The sequence below is a fragment of the Paenibacillus sp. FSL L8-0435 genome (assembly GCF_037965655.1).
In the GTDB taxonomy this organism is placed as follows: domain Bacteria; phylum Bacillota; class Bacilli; order Paenibacillales; family Paenibacillaceae; genus Paenibacillus.
In genome coordinates this window covers 3,300,367-3,317,564 of record NZ_CP150185.1, presented here as the reverse complement: position 1 = coordinate 3,317,564, position 17,198 = coordinate 3,300,367, and the positions used below count along the sequence as shown (strand labels likewise).

The following is a 17,198-nucleotide window of genomic DNA, read 5'->3' as shown; positions in this document are numbered from 1 at the left end:
AACCTCCTTTTAACCGAAATGGACTCCCGATTGTAAAATGCAATTGGCATAGGGTGTGGCTTCACCTGTGCGGATGACCGCTTTCACCTGCCGAGTTAATGCTTTGAATTGTTCATGGCTGACGGAAGCATCAATTGCTTCTACCCCGAATTTCTCTGTGATGAATTGCATAGCTACGGGATTGCCTTCGCAAATCTCTTCAGCCACAATGACTTTCTCAATGATCATATCTTCAGTGATCGCTTCCACCACTTCGCGAAAACTTGGTGTTCCCAGTTTGAGAGCCAGATCGATTTTGACTACCCCGTCCGGTACCGGCAGACCTGCATCCGCAATCGCAATCATGTCCGTATGGCCCAAGTCAGACAAAATCTTGGAAATGTGACTATTCAACATGCCATTTCTTTTCATTACAAGCTCTCCTCTACTTCATCACGCGTCGGCATGCCGCCCTGCGCTCCGAACTTGGTGACGGACAACGATGCAGCCCGATTGGCGAAGCGTATACTCTCTTGCAATGCTTTTCCTTCAGCCAAAGCAACTGCAAATGCGGCGTTGAACGTATCCCCTGCCCCAGTAGTATCGACAGCCTCAACTTTATAAGTTGGGACTAAAATTTCCTCAGTACCATCAAAGTAACGTACACCTTTACTGCCCTCCGTGATGAACAACTTGTTTGGATATTGACGCAACGCCTGTGCAGGACTCATACCCTGAAATAAAATCTCGCATTCATGCTCGTTCGGCGTGATATATGCTGCATTGTCGATCACTTCTTGCGGTAATGTTCTCGCCGGTGCGGGATTAAGCAGCAGCGGTGTTCCGAATTCTGCACATAATGTACTTACATGCACAACCGTTTCCTCCGGAATTTCCTGCTGAATTAGTACGATATCTGCATCGCGGATCACTTCAGCTGCTTCATCGACATATGCAGGAGTGACTTCTCGATTGGCCGCTTCAACCACTACGATACTATTATCACCTTCTGCCAGAATGATATGAGCCGTTCCACTTTCTAAATGTGTAACCGGTTTCACATTTTGCGTATTTACAGCATTTGTTCTAAAGTTCTCTAAAATATCTTTGCCAAAAACATCGTCGCCTACCCGGCCGATCATCGCAACCTCGGCACCCAGTCGTGCAGCAGCAACAGCCTGATTGGCTCCTTTGCCACCAGGAACCGTTTTGAAGCTATCGCCAAGAACGGTTTCCCCCGCTCCCGGCCGTCTTGACGAAGTAACAACCAGATCCATCGAACTGCTTCCTATTACACATATTTTAGCCATCTGATCTCACCTTTCTCGTAGTGCCCCGTTCGATGAAGCTTACGGGCAACTGTATGTTTTTATTCTCTATTGCAGCTTGTTCCACAAGCTGGATAAGTAATCCCGCCGCTTCTCTTCCCATCTCGTATGCTGGCTGATGGATGGTGGACAATGCCGGCGATAACAGTCTGCTCATCGGAATGTCATCGAAACCAATCACTTGTACGTCATCAGGAACCTTTCTTCCGATTCGTGATGCCTCATGCAGTACGGCCATGGCTGCGATGTCGTTGCTGGCAATGACCCCGTCTGTGTCCGCATACTTTCTGAATAATTCTTCAGCCCATACACCTGCCTCGTTAATTGAAAATGAGGTCGTCTGGATTACCTTGTAGTCTAACCCAGCATCACGGATGACTTCAATCGCTCCTTCAAAACGATCTTGAGCGGGTCTGATCTGTGACGGTCCCTGCATAACTGTGATCCGGCGACTGCCGCGTTTGATGATCTCCCTTGCAGCTAGTCTTCCACCTTCCCTGCCATCCGCATACACGGATGGACGATCCAATGATGTTCTATCCAGAAACACAACGGGAATCTTCAGTTTTTCATATATTGAAGAATGAGGATAGTTCGTTGAAGAGATCACACCGACCACGTTGTTCTGGATAAACGTCTGGATGTAATCCTGCTCCTTCCGTTCATCCTCATCACTATTTCCGAATATCAGTCTGTAATCCTGTTCCTGCATCCGGTCCTCTACGCCGCGGGCCAATTGTGGAAAGTAAGGGTTGGCGATATCCGGCAACAACAGGCCAATCAGTTTGGACTTGCGCTTATATAATGAGCGGGCCACTTCATTCGGCGAAAAGTTAAGTGCCTTCACGGCATCTTCCACTTTCTTGCGTGTGTCCGCATGAACATAACCTCTATCGTTAATGACCCTGGATACGGTGGCAACAGATACGCCAGCCAGTTGAGCTACATCTTTAATTGTTGTCATAAGTTGCTCTCCTCTATGTGTAACCGGTTACAGACATTAAATTATCATATTCTTTTCTGTTTGACAAGCGTTTTCAATCTGGAAATTTCTCCAAGTATATATGAATGTGCAGTGGAATCCATCTATATCATAGATTTCACCTGTAAGGGAGGTCGATACTTCATAGACGTAAAGAAGCCACCACTCGATTAAAACTCAGAGCGATGGCACCCAGATCAACATAAAAATCAGCAATCTCCTATGAAATATTGCGCAAAGGCTTCATTTTTTTTTCCTACCGGGAATATCATTAATTTTCATTACAAAACATTGGCGATATGTGATATGGTCAGGGAGGATATTAATAGATTCATACATACATATGTGCATGAAATGTGAGGAGAAGATCGAAAGTGATAGAGAGAAATACCCTTGAGAAACCGAGTAAATTTAGTGATCCCATTTTTGTCATGCTCGTGGCAAGCCTGTGTTGCTTATTATGGGGAAGTGCGTACCCATCCATCAAACTTGGATATATCGCATTTAACATTCTGCCGGAAGATATTGCTTCCAAGTATGTATTTGCAGGATATCGATTTACACTGGCGGGCTTGCTGCTCTTGCTCCTGTCTCGTATCGTTAGAAAACAGAAGCTCCAATTAACCAGACCTCAGTGGACAGGTCTCATCATGTTAGGTATATTGCAAACCGGTTTGCAATATATGTTTTTCTACGTTGGCGTAGCCAATACGACGGGTGTCAAAGGCTCCATTATGAACGCAACGACAACCTTTTTCAGTGTTGTTCTGGCCCATTTCATCTATAAAAACGACAAATTAAGCAGAAATAAAATCGTTGGCTGCTTGCTCGGATTCGTTGGCGTAATCATCGTAAACTTCCATACGGATCTGCTTGCTTTTTCCTTTTCATTCACAGGTGAAGGGTTCGTGATTATAGCAGCACTTGTTTTTTCCGTTACAGCCCTCTATGCAAAACGTCTCACCGCTACGATCGATGTTCTGATCATAACAGGCGTCAGCCTGTTGGTTGGGGGACTGGTACTTACGCTGTTAGGTCTATCACTCGGCGGTCGGGTTACTCATTTCACCTTGGAATCCACCAGTAACTTGATCTACTTGGCCTTACTGTCATCCGTCGCATTTTGTCTATGGAATATGCTTCTCAAGTACAACAAGGTCGGAAGAGTGTCTGTTTATAACTTTCTAATCCCTGTGTTTGGAGCTTTATTATCAGCATTATTCCTGGGGGAAACGATTCTGGAACTGAAGAATCTGGCTGCATTGTTGTTTGTATCGGTCGGCATTTATTTGGTCAATCGTGTACGTTCTGTGCAAAGCTCTAATAACACTCCAATGAAATAGACTACGCGTCCACTTCCATGGATAACAAAAAGCCGCTAATCATGGTATTATCCCCTTTAAGTAGACACTTGAAAAAACCTTCATGTTATCATGAGGGTTCAAGTGACACTTGGAGGGGATATTTTTATGGCAAAAAAAGGACAAACATTTCAGACGTATACCGAAGAATTTAAATTGAATGCGGTTAGATCCTATGTCGAAGGGTCTTCAAGTTATAAAGTGGTAGCTGAACGCGAAGGAATTCGAAACTGTTCACAACTGAAGGTGTGGGTGAAAAAGTGGAAAAACGGGGAAGCGTTCGATGAGCGAAAAAACAATGTTCCGAATCCAATGAAAGGACGTCCCCGTACTGCCTTTAGCAGTGTAGAAGAAGAACGTGACTACCTTCAAGCACAGGTGGATTATTTAAAAAAGCGGTATCCAAATCTAGTAAAGGAGAAGCGCTGAGCCAACGGGAGAACTACGATATCATAGACGAATTGCGCTGCTCGCATAGCATTACACGCCTATTATCGATTACAGGAATACCCCGTTCCAGTTATTACAAATGGCGAGCAACACAGCCGCAGCGAGACGCAAGACAAGACCGTGATCGTGAGATCATAGAACACATGATGGCTATTCATTTTGCAAACCGAGAGTTTGGTTATCCTCGCATGACAACGGCGCTCTGGGAGGCTGGTCTGAACGTTAATCACAAGAAAGTATGGCGAATCATGCGGGAACTATCGATCCAATCGGTCATTCGTAAGAAGCGGAAGAAGTCCAGCTATACGCCATCTGTGATTTATCCGAATCGCCTGAAGCGCAAATTTCATGCCACAGCACCCCAGCAAAAAATGGTGACGGATATTACTTATATTTCGGATGGAAACACATTCGTTTATCTGTCTGTCATTCAAGACTTGTTCAACAACGAAATTGTAGCTTGGCAATTATCTAAACGGAACGATGTTCAGCTCGTATTGGATACGGTGGAACAATGGACACAAAAAAGAGACGTTTCGGAAGCCGTGCTCCATTCGGATCAAGGCTTCCAATACACGTCTCAGGCGTACAACACACGATTAGAAGCATTCGGCGTGAAGGGCAGCCACTCTCGCAAAGCAACCTGCCTGGATAACGCATGCATCGAATCCTTCTTTTCGCATCTCAAGACAGAGAAGCTGTACCTTAACCAGTGTAATTCAGAAGCAGAGATTCGACAAGCCGTGGAAGATTACATGTACCATTACAACTACCGACGATTTCAAGCCAAACTCAAACAGCGCGCACCGATTGAATATCGATGCGCGCTGGCAGCATAGCTTTTTTCATCTGTCTACTTGACAGGGGTAAGACCAATCAGCGGCTTTTTTTGTAAGTTCGTATACGATATACTTTTGTTTCTTCTGTGTCATACCTTAATATATACTCGTAAAGTCAATCAAGTCCTCTTCTTCCTCATAGTTAAATACAATGGCGTGATTACCTAATTGGTATACCATCTCATAACCACCAACGACTTCATTGTAGTATTCTGAGGAAGGTTTCCCCATCCATATTTTCACATTCCATGGTGAAAGATTTTGCTTTTCATTGTACAAATCAAAAACGGCAATACGTGATTTGTTGGTAAGCTCGTGCATGTATGAATCAAACCCGACGCCGAATTTAGAATAATAATAGAACGCTCCCCATTCCTCGTTTGAACGAGAGGTTGGTTTCCCAAGTTTTTTCTGCGCATTTTGAAGCGTCATGCCAATCTTAACGTCCGTTCGACCTGGCAACACGCCCTTTAAAGCGGCTTCCTTCAGGCTTTTCAGGTAAGCGCGATCACCAACACCCGAGTTCGGCCAAGCTTTTGAACGGAGGTTACGCGTATCTTCCAACCGCAATTCCAATTTGTTCACATTCAGCTTAAACGTATCAACTCCATAGACAAATTGAAGGTTGTTGTAATTTTTGAACTGTACTCGGGCACCTGAAAGAGTACGGATTCCATCATCTCTGCTTGCAGAGTAGGAATCGTCGATTTTTTTCCCCTTATTATCGACATATGTTACACGGCGCAATTCCCCGGAACGAACAATATACGTTTTCACCTCATTAAAATTAGAAGTTCCCCAATCGGTGATCATCAGCATGTCTGGTGTACTGGCCTCTTTGCTTTTCACAACGAAGTTCCAGGTTTGAGGCAAAATAATCGTATTCAGATCCAATTTTGCTGCCTGAACAGTTCCGTATGCTGCACCTTTTTTCAGCAAGGCTGCACGATACGTGCCTGAATAACTCTTGTCGCCTTTTTTATTGTTGGTCCAACCATTTTCTTCGGTCAGCGTGGTCTTCTGTTCATCATAAGCGAAAATATAAACGGTATAAGCCGTTTGCTTGGCATCACGAAGCGTAAATGAAAGCCGACTCATACTTTGGAGCTCTTTGGCTGAGATTTGCTCTCCTTTGGCAGCAGCATTGAGTGGTAGCATAAGCAATGCGCTCAGAACATAGCCGATTAAAGTCAGTAGGGCCAGAGAAGCCCATTTTGCGTTGTGTTTAGGGTGTATCATGATTGAATCTCCTTTGAGTAAAAAAATAAAAATCTAACAGTTCTTTTCTAATTTTAAGTCGTGTACAATCTCAACAATCAAACAGGTACTTGCTAGCGTGTAACCTTGATCAAACTATGTAATGAATATAGGTTCATGTTCAATAAGCATATCCTCCTACTAGTACTATTTTCCTAAGAATGATAACATACCGTTTCTAATAAAGAAATAACAATCTAATGAATAGATTTCGACTCATGTAACATAAAAAAGCCGCTATTTAGCGGCTCTTAAACTTCGAATACGATATCATTTACAGACAGGAGTAAACCACATTACGTAAGCGTCGTTGAACGTATGGTTCCTGACTATTCAGCAGGTGCTGTGCATACATAACTGTAAGCTCTGAATCCGGATCCATAATAGCCATACAACCAGCAGCGCCACTCCATCCAAATTCGCCAATTGGACTCAGTGAGCCGCTTCCTGCTTTGGAGATATGTGTGCGAACACCCAGTCCATAGCCGTATCCATACATATGATCCCACGAATAATCAGCACGAGTCATCTCGTTCAGGTGATCCGTTCGCATCAGTTCTACTGAAGCTTGTGACAGAATGCGCACACCTTCGGGACTCGTACCATGCCCAGTAAGCGCGTTCAGAAAACGTGCATAATCGCTAACGGTTGATAACAACCCTGCACCGCCGCTTTCCAGCTCCGTACCCACACGGAATCCATTGCCGTCCAAACGTACAGCCTTTTCAAGCTCATCATTGTAAGCATACTGTGGAATCAGGCGCTTCTGCTGCTCATCGTTCAGATTGAATGCTGTGTCGTTCATGCCAAGTGGTCCGGTGATTTCGTCCCCTAGATACGTACCAAAGCGTTTGCCACTTACCACTTCCACCAAGGCTCCCAGCACATCATGACACATGCTGTAATTCCAGTGTGTCCCTGGTTCAAACAACAACGGTTCCTTGGCAAGCGCTCTCGCGAAATCACGTGTTGGCAATGTTCCATCGGTGCTTTTTACAGCTTCTTGAATGCTTGGACAACCAACGTCATACGAGAACCCGGCAGTCATGGTGAACAAATCACGTACTGTAATGGCTCTTGTCGCCTTTTCCAGTCGGATCTCCCCGTTCGGCATCGTTTTCTTTACCGTCATCTCAGCATACTCTGGCAGATAATCAGACAAGGGATCACTTAACAGCATTGCCCCTTTCTCCACCAGTTGCAGCCCTGCCACGCAGGTCATAATTTTGGTCATGGAATATAGATTGAAGATCGCTCCATCACCGATAGGTGTTTTCTCTTCCAGATTGGCGTATCCATTACGATAATGGAAAACGGTATCATTTCGATGCATAACCAGTACCTCTGCCCACGGTACACGCCAGGATGTAATGCGGTCGATAAATGAAGCAAGCGGTTTAAAATCCATTTTTTCCCGTCCTTCTATGTAAGATCGTTTATCATTTTGCGATGTGGTCCATATTCAATCCCACAATCGACATATTAATAATATACGACCTTTTCCAACGATTGACCACCACCTATATACTCTTCTATGTGCAATTACAATACATATTCTTTGTTTATCACACTGCTGCGCACGAATAAGCCGATCCAGGAAAGGATCGGCTTATGTTGTAACGTTTTAGGCTTCGCCGCGTTTGTTCTCAACCGATTTCATACGGTTTTGATCATCTGATACCCGGTCAACACTGAACTCTTGACCAGCTTCAACCTCACCATGACCTGAAATATTCCGCGAAAAATTAGTGAACTGTCTTTTTTGTTCATCCAGTTCATGTTTTTGCTTCAAAAGCTCTTGCGGATCCTGTTTTGTCACTATGCTAACCTCCCATACATGAAATCATGCATTGTATTCGCACTATAGAAGTTTTCCACAAGAGAGCTGTACTTATGCATGAATATAGATGAGATGGATATCGTTCCGTTGTTAGTGTAGCTAATTTATACAGTTAAGAGACTAGTTTCAATCCCACAATACTGACGATGATCCCACTAACGATAGCCAATTTCTTAGCATTTTTGGGCTCTTTGAATACATACATTCCTAATAGTACACTGCCCGATGCCCCGATACCTGTCCAGATTCCATAACCAATGCTGATTGGTATCTCTCTCAAAGACAGGGAAAGAAAAATAAAACTTAATCCCAAAAACAGAGCGAACGTAAATGTATGTTTCAATTTGGTAAATCCATCTGAAAGTTTCAGAAATATTACACCGCCAACTTCAAATAAACCAGCCAAGATTAAGAAAAACCAACTCATATCTATACACCTGCCTTTTGTTTAGGTTCATTGGATACAAATTTCAGACCGATGATGCAACTGATTAATATCATGACCAGCGCGATTTTAACTGCACTTACGGAGTCCCCCAAAAAAATCATTCCCACAATTGCGGTTCCAAATGAACCAAGTCCGGTAAACACCGCATAAGCGGTTGATACAGGAAGTATTTTAGTGGATTTTGCAAAGAAGTAAAAGCTGCCAATCATTAAAATAACCGTGGGGATTACGATCTCGATTTTCGAAAAACCATCGGAGAATGACAAACCTAATGCCCAACCTATCTCTAAGATTCCTCCAAGAATAAGAAATAACCACGCCATAAAACATTCTCCTCTTCTGCATTCATGTTGTTGTTTTGTGATCAACACTTAATTTGAAATAATGATAGTTTATTGTATCATTTGATATAATAATAAACCATCTTTATTTCATTTGCAAATTTAAATATTCGTATTAAATTAACAAGGAAATCCGCTTTTTAAAACTCCAAGTTAGCTGTGAACAAACAAAAAAGCCAACCAGAAGTTCCTGGTTGACTAACACGTTTAAGTTCATTTTGTTTTTCGTATCAGTGAATATCTTTCTTTTTGAAATTGCCGCCTCTTACTTCAGCTACATCGTATACAACTACAAAGGCAGTTGGGTCAATTTCGTGAATGATATCTTTAATTTTACTCTCTTCCATCCGGTTAATGACACAAGTAATTTCCTTGAATTGCTCATTCGAGTAGCCACCGTAAGCCTCGGTATACGTTGCTCCACGGCCTAAGCGGTCCCGAATGGTTTCAACCATAATCTCAGGTTGATTCGTAATAATTTTAAACGTTTTGGAGCCGCTCAAGCCCTCTTCAACAATATGTATTACTTTAGAAGCAATAAAATACGCAAGTCCTGACAAGATCGCGCCTTGCAGGCCAAACACGGTAGAAACGACAATAAAGACAAACATGTTGAGGAACAGAATGAGATCACTGGTTCCAAAAGGTACTTTTCGCGAAAGAAGTACTGCCAGCATATCTATGCCATCCAATGCTCCGCCATTACGTAATGCAAGTCCCATACCAAAACCAATGATAATCCCGCCGACAACGGTAACGAGCAAGGTATCACCTTCAATGATGGTTGGTACATGGTGCATCAGACTGGTGCTGATTGCGAGTGAAGCAATACCGATGATCGAATATAACGCAAAACTTTTTCCGATTTGCTTGTACCCGAGCCACACAAATGGAATGTTAATAATCCCGATGAGCATCCCCAGTGGTAATCCGAACAGCTGTGATCCTACGATACTCAGACCTGTGACACCACCATCTGAGACATTATTCGGAATCAATATGGCTTCGAGACCATATGCCGTTATAAATCCCCCAATGATAATCAATAATACTTTGGAGAGGATCTTTAACTTGTTTGACTTTTGTTTTCTGATTTGATGCATTGCATTTCCCCCTTGATGAACAACCGATAAAAAATAGTCTATAATACAAATCACTGTTTTGGCAATAGACGTCATTGGTGTGTGTTACATCATTGTCCGATGAACGTTCGATACGACGAAATTTTATGCTCAAGCATCTCATCTGCTGTGTGAAGTATGTGCATCTGTTTTTGAATCGACTCCTTATGCTCCTCCAGCAGCTTCAAACGATCCGCCGCCGTATGCTCCCCTTCCTGAAACAAGGATGCATACTTCTTAATGGTAGCAATGGGCATCTGAGTCTCTTTTAATTTAATTACAAATTGCAGCCATTTCAGGTGTGACTCGTTGTATCGCCTGTCTCCACTCGCATCTCGGAGAGGGGTTACAATCTGTTCCTTCTCATAATAACGTAACGTATGTGCACTGATATGGAGTAATTCTGCCACTTCGCCAATGGTATGCATGGTTGACCCTCCCCTTCATTTTCACGCTTGACTTAGAGTAAGCTCTAATCAGTATAATCAACTCGTGGTCACACCACAATAAAAAATGAAATCAGATCCAGGAGGAATTCCCATGAAATACACAGTGATTACCGGTGCCAGTTCGGGCATTGGATATGAAGCAGCTTTAGCTTTTGCAGCCCGTGGCAAAAATATGATCCTGGCAGCACGCAGAACCGATGAATTGAACAAATTAAAAGCAAAAGTAGCTGAAATCAATCCTGATCTGGATGTTGTCATTCGTACAGTGGATCTGTCCATTGCCGCTAATGTACATGAATTCTATGAAAGTCTTCAGCCTTATGCCATTGAGACGTGGATTAACAACGCAGGATTCGGGAATTTCGCATCCGTTGGCGAACAACATCTACCCAAGATTGAACAGATGCTTCATCTTAATATAGAAGCTCTTACGATTCTTTCTTCCCTGTATGTACGTGATTATGCAGATGTTGATGGCACACAGATCATTAATATCTCCTCTGGTGGTGGATATACGATTGTAGCCGATGCAGTAACCTACTGTGCGACCAAGTTCTATGTAAGTGCCTTTACGGAAGGACTTGCGCAAGAGTTGAAAGGCAAGAACGCAGCAATGCAAGCCAAAGTTCTCGCCCCGGCTGCAACGGAGACGGAATTTGCGAAACATTCCTTTAATGTAGATGAGTTTGAATATGAAGGCAGAGTTACCAAATTCCATACGGCGGAACAAATGGCTGGATTTTTGCTGGAGTTGTATGACAGTGAGAGTGTAGTCGGCATTGTGGATGGGTTGACGTATGACTTTGAACTAAGAGAACCGATCTTTCCGTATGCTGCGAGAGCAGCCTCAAAACCACAAAATTAACCCGAAAACTGAAGTCGAAGCTAAGTCGGCTCATTACCGGTAAACATTCACCTAACCTCACTGATAAACATCATTAAATCTAATCGTTAAACTTCAGTTAACGTTAAAAAGGGAACCTGTCTCCAGGTTCCCTATTTTCAATTCTATATTAATGCTTACTATATAATGAAGTATTATGCCAGCCTCATTTTGAAATCCTGATATCCGAATTCGCGAACAACTTCGCAATCGCCGTCTTTTCTTTTAACAGCAATCGCTGGAAGCGGCATGCCGTTGAACGTATTGGTTTTCACCATGGAGTAAATCGCCATGTCCTCGAATACCAGACGGTCGCCTTCTTGTAGAGGCTGATCGAATGAATAATCCCCAATTACGTCACCAGACAGACATGTTTGTCCACCAAGACGATACAGATGGGCTTTCTCGCCTACTTCTCCCGAACCGATCAGCGGCGGACGATATGGCATTTCCAGCACATCCGGCATATGGCACGTAGCTGAAGTATCCAGAATAGCGATGTCCATACCGTTTTTATGGAAGTCCAGCACAGAGGTCACCAGATAACCTGCGTTCAGCGCAACAGCTTCTCCAGGCTCCAGATATACTTCCAGGCCATAGTCGTTCTGCATACGCTTGATGCATGCTTCCAGTCTTGGAATATCATAATCTTCACGTGTGATATGGTGTCCACCACCGAAGTTGATCCATTCCATTTGCGGCAACCATTGTCCAAACTTCTCGACAACTGCGTTCAACGTAGTCTCCAGATCGTCGGAATTTTGCTGACACAGCGTGTGGAAGTGTAATCCGGAGACACCTTCCAACATGTTTGCATCGAAATCCTCAAGTTTCGCGCCAAAACGTGAACCCGGAGAACACGGATCGTAGATCTCGTGTCCTTCTTGGGTAGAGCATTCTGGATTGACGCGCAAGCCGACCTTACGGCCAGCCTGAAGCGCCTTATCCTTGAATTTTGCAAGCTGTGAAAAAGAATTGAAAATAATATGGTCGCAGATGGAGAGAATCTCGTCGATCTCTTCTGCACGGTATGCTGGAGCAAAGACATGATTCTCTTTGCCCATTTCCTCATGGCCCAAACGCGCTTCATACAAACCACTCGCCGTTGCACCGCTCAGGTATTCTCCAATCAGCGGATACATCGCAGTCATGGAGAATGCTTTTTGAGCAAGTACGATTTTGGCACCTGTACGCTGCATAACACCGTTCAGGATTTTCAGGTTTCTCTCGATTAGCGCCTCGTCAACAACAAAACATGGTGTCGGTAATTGCTCGAACCGCATTTTAACGAACAAGCTCCGATTCTTTAACTTCTTCTGGCAGCTCATCAACGAGTACCGGGTTGAAGTCTTCTACCCATGGGAGGCCCCATTTGTTCAACTCTTCCATGAATGGATCTGGGTTGAACTCTTCTACATTGTATACGCCTGGTTTGTTCCATTTGCCTGTCATGACCATTGCTGCACCAATCATAGCTGGAACGCCTGTTGTGTAAGAGATCGCTTGGGAACCCACTTCTTTGTAACACTCTTGGTGATCACAGATATTGTATACATAATATGTTTTGTCTTGACCGTCTTTTTTACCTTTGAAGATACAACCAATGTTTGTTTTACCTACAGTACGTGGTCCAAGGGATGCCGGATCAGGCAGTACTGCTTTCAGGAATTGCAGTGGAATAATTTGTTTACCTTCATATTCAATAGGCTCGATTGAAGTCATGCCTACATTTTCAAGAGCTTTCAAGTGAGTCAGGTAGCTTTGACCAAATGTCATGAAGAAACGGATACGTTTCAGACCTGGCATATTTTTTGCCAAAGATTCCAGTTCCTCATGGTACAACAGGTACATGTCTTTCTCGCCAACTTCTTTGAAGTCGTAGACACGTTTGATTTCCATTGGCTTCGTCTCGATCCATTCACCATTCTCCCAATATTTTCCGTTCGCAGATACTTCGCGAATGTTGATCTCAGGGTTGAAGTTGGTTGCAAACGGATAGCCATGGTCGCCGCCATTGCAGTCCAGAATATCGATGTATTCAATTTCGTCAAAGTAGTGCTTCAGGGCATAAGCGGAGAATACGCCAGTTACGCCTGGGTCAAATCCACTACCGAGCAATGCAGTGATGCCTGCTTGTTCAAAACGCTCTTTGTAATCCCATTGCCAGCTGTATTCAAACTTCGCTGTATCATGTGGCTCATAGTTAGCGGTGTCCATGTAATTTGTTTTAGTTGCAAGACAAGCATCCATAATAGTCAGATCTTGATACGGCAAAGCAAGGTTCATAACGATATCCGGTTTAACTTCGTTGATCAAAGCGATCAGTTCGTCAACATTGTCAGCATCAACTTGTGCTGTAGTAATTTTTGTTTTTCCGCCGTCCAGCTTGGCTTTGAGTTCATCACATTTGGATTTTGTACGACTCGCGATGCAGATTTCCTCAAAAACTTCGCTGTTTTGAACGCATTTGTGTACTGCCACGGAAGCAACGCCGCCGGCGCCGATGATTAGTGCTTTTCCCATTTTACATTCTCCTATCCCAATATGTATTTTTTTTAATTGGTTTAATACGATGACAACAAGACAACAAAAAAAGCAAGGTGAAAAATGCCCGCAATCGCGCATCATCACACTTGCTTATCGATATACATCATAAAAAAGACGTGAAGTCTCCATGACCAAAAAAGTTCACAAGAACTCCTTTGGCGGAAAGCTCCTTCATGTATATCAATATTGGATCAGAGTCTATATAGCAAATAATTCGCCTTTACCACTCTTATTGACCGTTTCACAAGTTGATGTGCAATTGCACTGGTTGTAAAGTAACCAACTTATAAAATTTGAGCTTTGAACTCAATCAATAAAGCAACGTAAGTTGCCAATCGGCGTTTGACCCGGCTGTCCGTATGGCCTTAACTTCCTGGTGAAGTGGTCAAAATTATCTGCTGGAAAGCTCTAATTCATATTGATAAATAAACTTCCCAAAATCACAGGTCTTACACTATCAGACGTTGAAAAAAAAATCAAGCAATAATTAAAAATTTTATTTTTTTGTCCGAACGAGGACCAAGATTAAAAATGATATCCTTCGAATACTTTCACGCCTTCTGCGCCCAGTAATTCCCCCACTATTTCAGGCTTTTGAGGACTTTTCTCAATTACTTCTTCATACGTGATCATAATGTTGCTGCCAGCAATTCCCGCTAATTGATCATGTGCCGCTTATGCATTAAAAATTCATCTTTATTCATAATGTGTACCTCAACAACAAAATTTATGTACTCAATTTTATGTTTTGCATTAAGCATGTTCACGCCATTGGAATGCTTCTTGTTCATCCCATTCTATCATCATTATAAATAAAGAGTATGACGACAATTCGTCATACTCAAGTGAGTCACATTTATATAAACGATTAGAATTTTACGGGCAACGATGCCAATCCCTGTGAAGACAAAGCGGAGTGCCATTGAATCTCTTCCTGAGGAACACGGAGCTGAAGATCGGGTAGCCGACGTAAAAGCGTAGTAAACGCTACGTCCCCTTCCACCCGAGCAAGTGGAGCGCCAAGACACATATGGATGCCGTGTCCAAAGGCCAAATGCCGTTTTATTTTGCGTTCAATATCCAATTCTTCCGGATCGGTGAACTGCTGCTCGTCCCTATTCGCTGATTTCAGAAGGGGAATCACAACATCTCCCTTTTGAATCAATTGTCCATCCAACTCCGTGTCCTGTGTTGCATAACGAGGACCTGAAGAAGTCGCGGGGCCGTTATATCGTAGCAACTCCTCCACTGCAGAAGGAACCAGATTCAGATCTTGTTTCAGTTGTTCCAGTTGTTCAGGATGTGTCAGAAGAAGATAAGAACCGGTTGCAATTAGATTGGAAGTTGTCTCATGTCCAGCAAATATTAATAACGTAATCATGGATATTAATTCATCTTCATTCAGTCGATCTCCCTCCTCCTCAATCGCAATCAATTGACTGATGAGGTCATCTGAAGGTTCTATTCGTTTGTTCGCCACAAGCTGTGAGGTGTACTCTGCGAATGATCGCAAGTGCTGCGCTACTGCAGGGTCTTGTTTACCAAAACCAAGACCTTTTGCAATGGCTTCAGACCATACATGGATCTGAGGTCGGTCTTCCTGAGGTATACCCAACATCTCGGAAATAACGTTGATTGGGAAAGGATAGGCATAGTCTTTGACAAGATCCATCTCTCCTTTTCCTTCGAATTGGTCAATCAACTCATCGGCAATTTCCTGGACGCGTGGACGCAGGCTTTCCATATATCTTGGAGTGAACGCTTTGGAAACCAGGCTACGGAGTCTACGATGATCCGGTTCATCAACAAAGAGCATCGACTTTCCGGTAAAAAAAGTCTGGGGTTCCGATGAACCAAGCTCGTCTGAGAGATTCTTTCGAATATCATTGCCACGATCAATAGCGTTCATATCTACCGTAAATCGAGAGTGATCTTTCAGCACTTCCATGGCAACGTCCATCCGAGTTACAATCCAGGTTTGCCCTGCTCCACCCATTGGATTAGGAATAGGGACAACGGAACCTTTGGCACGCATCTGTGCAAACATGGCAAATGGATCTTTACTATTTTCTTCGCTAAACAAATTAAATTCTACTTTTTCTGAGGTCTGGTTATTCGAATTATTCATATAAATCTTCCTTTCGAAGTGAAGTGCTTCAAATCTATGGAAATATATGTTCATTCCGATTATATACTACTCGTATATTTAATTTCAAATATCATAGTTTAAACAGTACAAAACAACTGTTATAACAACAATTTATTAATATACTAATAGTATATTAATAATAACTACAAACAAAAAAAAAACAAAAAAGAGGTCGGCTATGAGCCAACCCCCATATTAATTACGTTACTTCACCAGTTCCAAGTACCACCAACAGGCTTCGGTCAGTCTATTGGCTTCAGATTGAAACGCACTGGATTTGTACTCTTTGTGAAACGCTTGAAGCACCACTTCGATAACAGGAATATTTAGATCCTCTTGATCCTGTAATAGCGCTAAAAGCCCCTTCGAAAGTTGCTTCAATGATGCAGATTCCCTGGATTTTTGAACACGGTTGTTGAACTCATCCAATTCGATCAATACATTATCAATGTCCAGACCCATATCATGGTTACGCTGATCGGCATTCAGGAAATAGAGAGACTGAAAGTCGAAAATATGTTCATTTCTCTGGTGCATTGTTCTCAGGATCACTTCAATGTACGTTAGTACTTTTGGAACCACTTCGCTCCATACCGGTTTTTGCGTATTTAGACTTCTTGATGTGTTGGCAATCTGATGTAATATGCCGTAGCACAATATTGCCCCTTCGTTGGCATATAGGCTAATGTCGTTCCCGTATACCTGAATCAAGCGTGTGGACAGCCATTTTAGGTGAAATGTAGCCAGTTTGGCTGAGTTGATCTCCCCGGAATAAAAACCCGTCCAATATAATTCCCATACTCGCTCTTTATTAGGCACAGACATAGGAATCGCAATCTGATCTACGAGCAAATCATAATCCGATGTATAGTGGTTTTGTTCAAGTTCTTTACGAATGAAAACATCCTCTTGCATACGCTGATCAATAATCGAATATAAACAGTCTTCTTTGGAACTGAAAAATTTGTAGAATGTGCCTTTGGAAACACCTGATTGATCCAGGATCATCTGGATTGTTGTATTTGCATAGTTATGCTCTAAAAATAGTGCAAGTGCTGTTTCCAATAAACTTTGTTTACGACTACTCATGTCCCGTCATCGCCCCAAGTTTTTCTCTGATTTTAACATTCATTCCTCAGGAGTTGAAGTATTGATTCGCAGTATAGATGCGTTATAAAATTGCACAATGAGTAAATTTGCACAATGGGCAACTAATTGTTATGA

Annotated in this window: 16 protein-coding genes and 1 pseudogene; 3 read left to right on the top strand and 14 right to left on the bottom strand. The window is 42.9% G+C overall.

The annotated features are described in order from the left end of the window. Positions 1–9 precede the first annotated feature (9 nt). The 3 genes from rbsD to NST33_RS14480 are packed head-to-tail and all read right to left on the bottom strand — an operon-like array spanning position 10 to position 2,271. A complete protein-coding gene (gene rbsD, locus NST33_RS14490) occupies positions 10–411 on the bottom strand; it encodes a D-ribose pyranase (protein WP_339308443.1) in 402 nt (133 codons plus the stop codon). Then, positions 411–1,289: a ribokinase gene (gene rbsK, locus NST33_RS14485; RefSeq protein WP_339308441.1), complete on the bottom strand. Its 879-nt coding sequence runs from the start codon at positions 1,287–1,289 to the stop codon at positions 411–413. The genes rbsD and rbsK overlap by 1 nt, the downstream gene beginning before the upstream one ends. Further along, positions 1,282–2,271, bottom strand: coding sequence for a LacI family DNA-binding transcriptional regulator (locus NST33_RS14480; RefSeq protein WP_221821046.1), 990 nt, complete (start codon positions 2,269–2,271; stop codon positions 1,282–1,284). The genes rbsK and NST33_RS14480 overlap by 8 nt, the downstream gene beginning before the upstream one ends. 392 nt (positions 2,272–2,663) lie before the next feature. Between NST33_RS14480 and NST33_RS14475 the strand changes: the two genes are divergently transcribed. Both NST33_RS14475 and NST33_RS14470 read left to right on the top strand, forming a co-directional pair. Then, entirely contained in the window at positions 2,664–3,632 is a 969-nt protein-coding gene (locus NST33_RS14475; RefSeq protein WP_339308439.1) for a DMT family transporter, read from the top strand. Positions 3,633–3,758: 126 nt separating this feature from the next. After that, positions 3,759–4,939: pseudogene (locus NST33_RS14470) on the top strand (IS3 family transposase). Positions 4,940–5,035: 96 nt separating this feature from the next. Here NST33_RS14470 and NST33_RS14465 read toward each other — a convergent pair. The 7 genes from NST33_RS14465 to NST33_RS14435 form a co-directional block, all read right to left on the bottom strand. Continuing rightward, the gene (locus NST33_RS14465; RefSeq protein ID WP_339308437.1) at positions 5,036–6,178 is read right to left on the bottom strand and encodes a DUF4309 domain-containing protein; all 1,143 of its coding nucleotides are present in this window, start codon (positions 6,176–6,178) and stop codon (positions 5,036–5,038) included. A gap of 292 nt (positions 6,179–6,470) precedes the next feature. Beyond that, complete coding sequence (locus NST33_RS14460) at positions 6,471–7,604, bottom strand: serine hydrolase domain-containing protein (RefSeq protein ID WP_221819358.1); 1,134 nt, start codon at positions 7,602–7,604, stop codon at positions 6,471–6,473. A 216-nt stretch (positions 7,605–7,820) separates the two neighbouring features. Further along, entirely contained in the window at positions 7,821–8,015 is a 195-nt protein-coding gene (locus NST33_RS14455; protein WP_221819359.1) for a hypothetical protein, read from the bottom strand. A gap of 133 nt (positions 8,016–8,148) precedes the next feature. Further along, on the bottom strand, positions 8,149–8,463 hold the full coding sequence (locus NST33_RS14450; RefSeq protein WP_076212062.1) for a multidrug efflux SMR transporter: 315 nt from the start codon (positions 8,461–8,463) through the stop codon (positions 8,149–8,151). Between the two features lie 2 nt (positions 8,464–8,465). Continuing rightward, on the bottom strand, positions 8,466–8,807 hold the full coding sequence (locus NST33_RS14445; RefSeq protein WP_339308434.1) for a multidrug efflux SMR transporter: 342 nt from the start codon (positions 8,805–8,807) through the stop codon (positions 8,466–8,468). Positions 8,808–9,055: 248 nt separating this feature from the next. After that, on the bottom strand, positions 9,056–9,928 hold the full coding sequence (locus NST33_RS14440) for a YitT family protein (RefSeq protein WP_221819361.1): 873 nt from the start codon (positions 9,926–9,928) through the stop codon (positions 9,056–9,058). An 89-nt stretch (positions 9,929–10,017) separates the two neighbouring features. Beyond that, a complete protein-coding gene (locus tag NST33_RS14435) occupies positions 10,018–10,374 on the bottom strand; it encodes a MerR family transcriptional regulator (protein WP_339308432.1) in 357 nt (118 codons plus the stop codon). Positions 10,375–10,486: 112 nt separating this feature from the next. On the opposite strand from NST33_RS14435, the gene NST33_RS14430 reads away from it, so the two are divergent. Continuing rightward, entirely contained in the window at positions 10,487–11,260 is a 774-nt protein-coding gene (locus NST33_RS14430) for an SDR family NAD(P)-dependent oxidoreductase (RefSeq protein ID WP_339308430.1), read from the top strand. A gap of 173 nt (positions 11,261–11,433) precedes the next feature. On the opposite strand, the gene nspC is transcribed toward NST33_RS14430, so the two are convergent. The 4 genes from nspC to NST33_RS14410 all read right to left on the bottom strand — a co-directional run bounded on the left by nspC (position 11,434) and on the right by NST33_RS14410 (position 17,063). Continuing rightward, complete coding sequence (gene nspC, locus NST33_RS14425) at positions 11,434–12,561, bottom strand: carboxynorspermidine decarboxylase (RefSeq protein ID WP_221819364.1); 1,128 nt, start codon at positions 12,559–12,561, stop codon at positions 11,434–11,436. 1 nt (position 12,562) lies between these two features. Beyond that, positions 12,563–13,801 carry a saccharopine dehydrogenase family protein gene (locus tag NST33_RS14420; protein WP_211083176.1) on the bottom strand — a complete coding sequence of 413 codons (1,239 nt, stop codon included), beginning with the start codon at positions 13,799–13,801 and terminating at the stop codon, positions 12,563–12,565. A gap of 892 nt (positions 13,802–14,693) precedes the next feature. Beyond that, positions 14,694–15,953: a cytochrome P450 gene (locus tag NST33_RS14415; protein WP_221819365.1), complete on the bottom strand. Its 1,260-nt coding sequence runs from the start codon at positions 15,951–15,953 to the stop codon at positions 14,694–14,696. Between the two features lie 225 nt (positions 15,954–16,178). Then, complete coding sequence (locus NST33_RS14410; RefSeq protein ID WP_221819366.1) at positions 16,179–17,063, bottom strand: TetR/AcrR family transcriptional regulator; 885 nt, start codon at positions 17,061–17,063, stop codon at positions 16,179–16,181. Positions 17,064–17,198: the final 135 nt, after the last annotated feature.

Coding starts and splice junctions, on each gene's coding strand:
- rbsD (WP_339308443.1), bottom strand. CDS start 411: ATGAAAAGAAATGGCATGTTGAATAGTCACATTTCCAAGATTTTGTCT.
- rbsK (WP_339308441.1), bottom strand. CDS start 1,289: ATGGCTAAAATATGTGTAATAGGAAGCAGTTCGATGGATCTGGTTGTT.
- NST33_RS14480 (WP_221821046.1), bottom strand. CDS start 2,271: ATGACAACAATTAAAGATGTAGCTCAACTGGCTGGCGTATCTGTTGCC.
- NST33_RS14465 (WP_339308437.1), bottom strand. CDS start 6,178: ATGATACACCCTAAACACAACGCAAAATGGGCTTCTCTGGCCCTACTG.
- NST33_RS14460 (WP_221819358.1), bottom strand. CDS start 7,604: ATGGATTTTAAACCGCTTGCTTCATTTATCGACCGCATTACATCCTGG.
- NST33_RS14450 (WP_076212062.1), bottom strand. CDS start 8,463: ATGAGTTGGTTTTTCTTAATCTTGGCTGGTTTATTTGAAGTTGGCGGT.
- NST33_RS14445 (WP_339308434.1), bottom strand. CDS start 8,807: ATGGCGTGGTTATTTCTTATTCTTGGAGGAATCTTAGAGATAGGTTGG.
- NST33_RS14440 (WP_221819361.1), bottom strand. CDS start 9,928: ATGCATCAAATCAGAAAACAAAAGTCAAACAAGTTAAAGATCCTCTCC.
- NST33_RS14435 (WP_339308432.1), bottom strand. CDS start 10,374: ATGCATACCATTGGCGAAGTGGCAGAATTACTCCATATCAGTGCACAT.
- NST33_RS14430 (WP_339308430.1), top strand. CDS start 10,487: ATGAAATACACAGTGATTACCGGTGCCAGTTCGGGCATTGGATATGAA.
- nspC (WP_221819364.1), bottom strand. CDS start 12,561: ATGCGGTTCGAGCAATTACCGACACCATGTTTTGTTGTTGACGAGGCG.
- NST33_RS14420 (WP_211083176.1), bottom strand. CDS start 13,801: ATGGGAAAAGCACTAATCATCGGCGCCGGCGGCGTTGCTTCCGTGGCA.
- NST33_RS14415 (WP_221819365.1), bottom strand. CDS start 15,953: ATGAATAATTCGAATAACCAGACCTCAGAAAAAGTAGAATTTAATTTG.
- NST33_RS14410 (WP_221819366.1), bottom strand. CDS start 17,063: ATGAGTAGTCGTAAACAAAGTTTATTGGAAACAGCACTTGCACTATTT.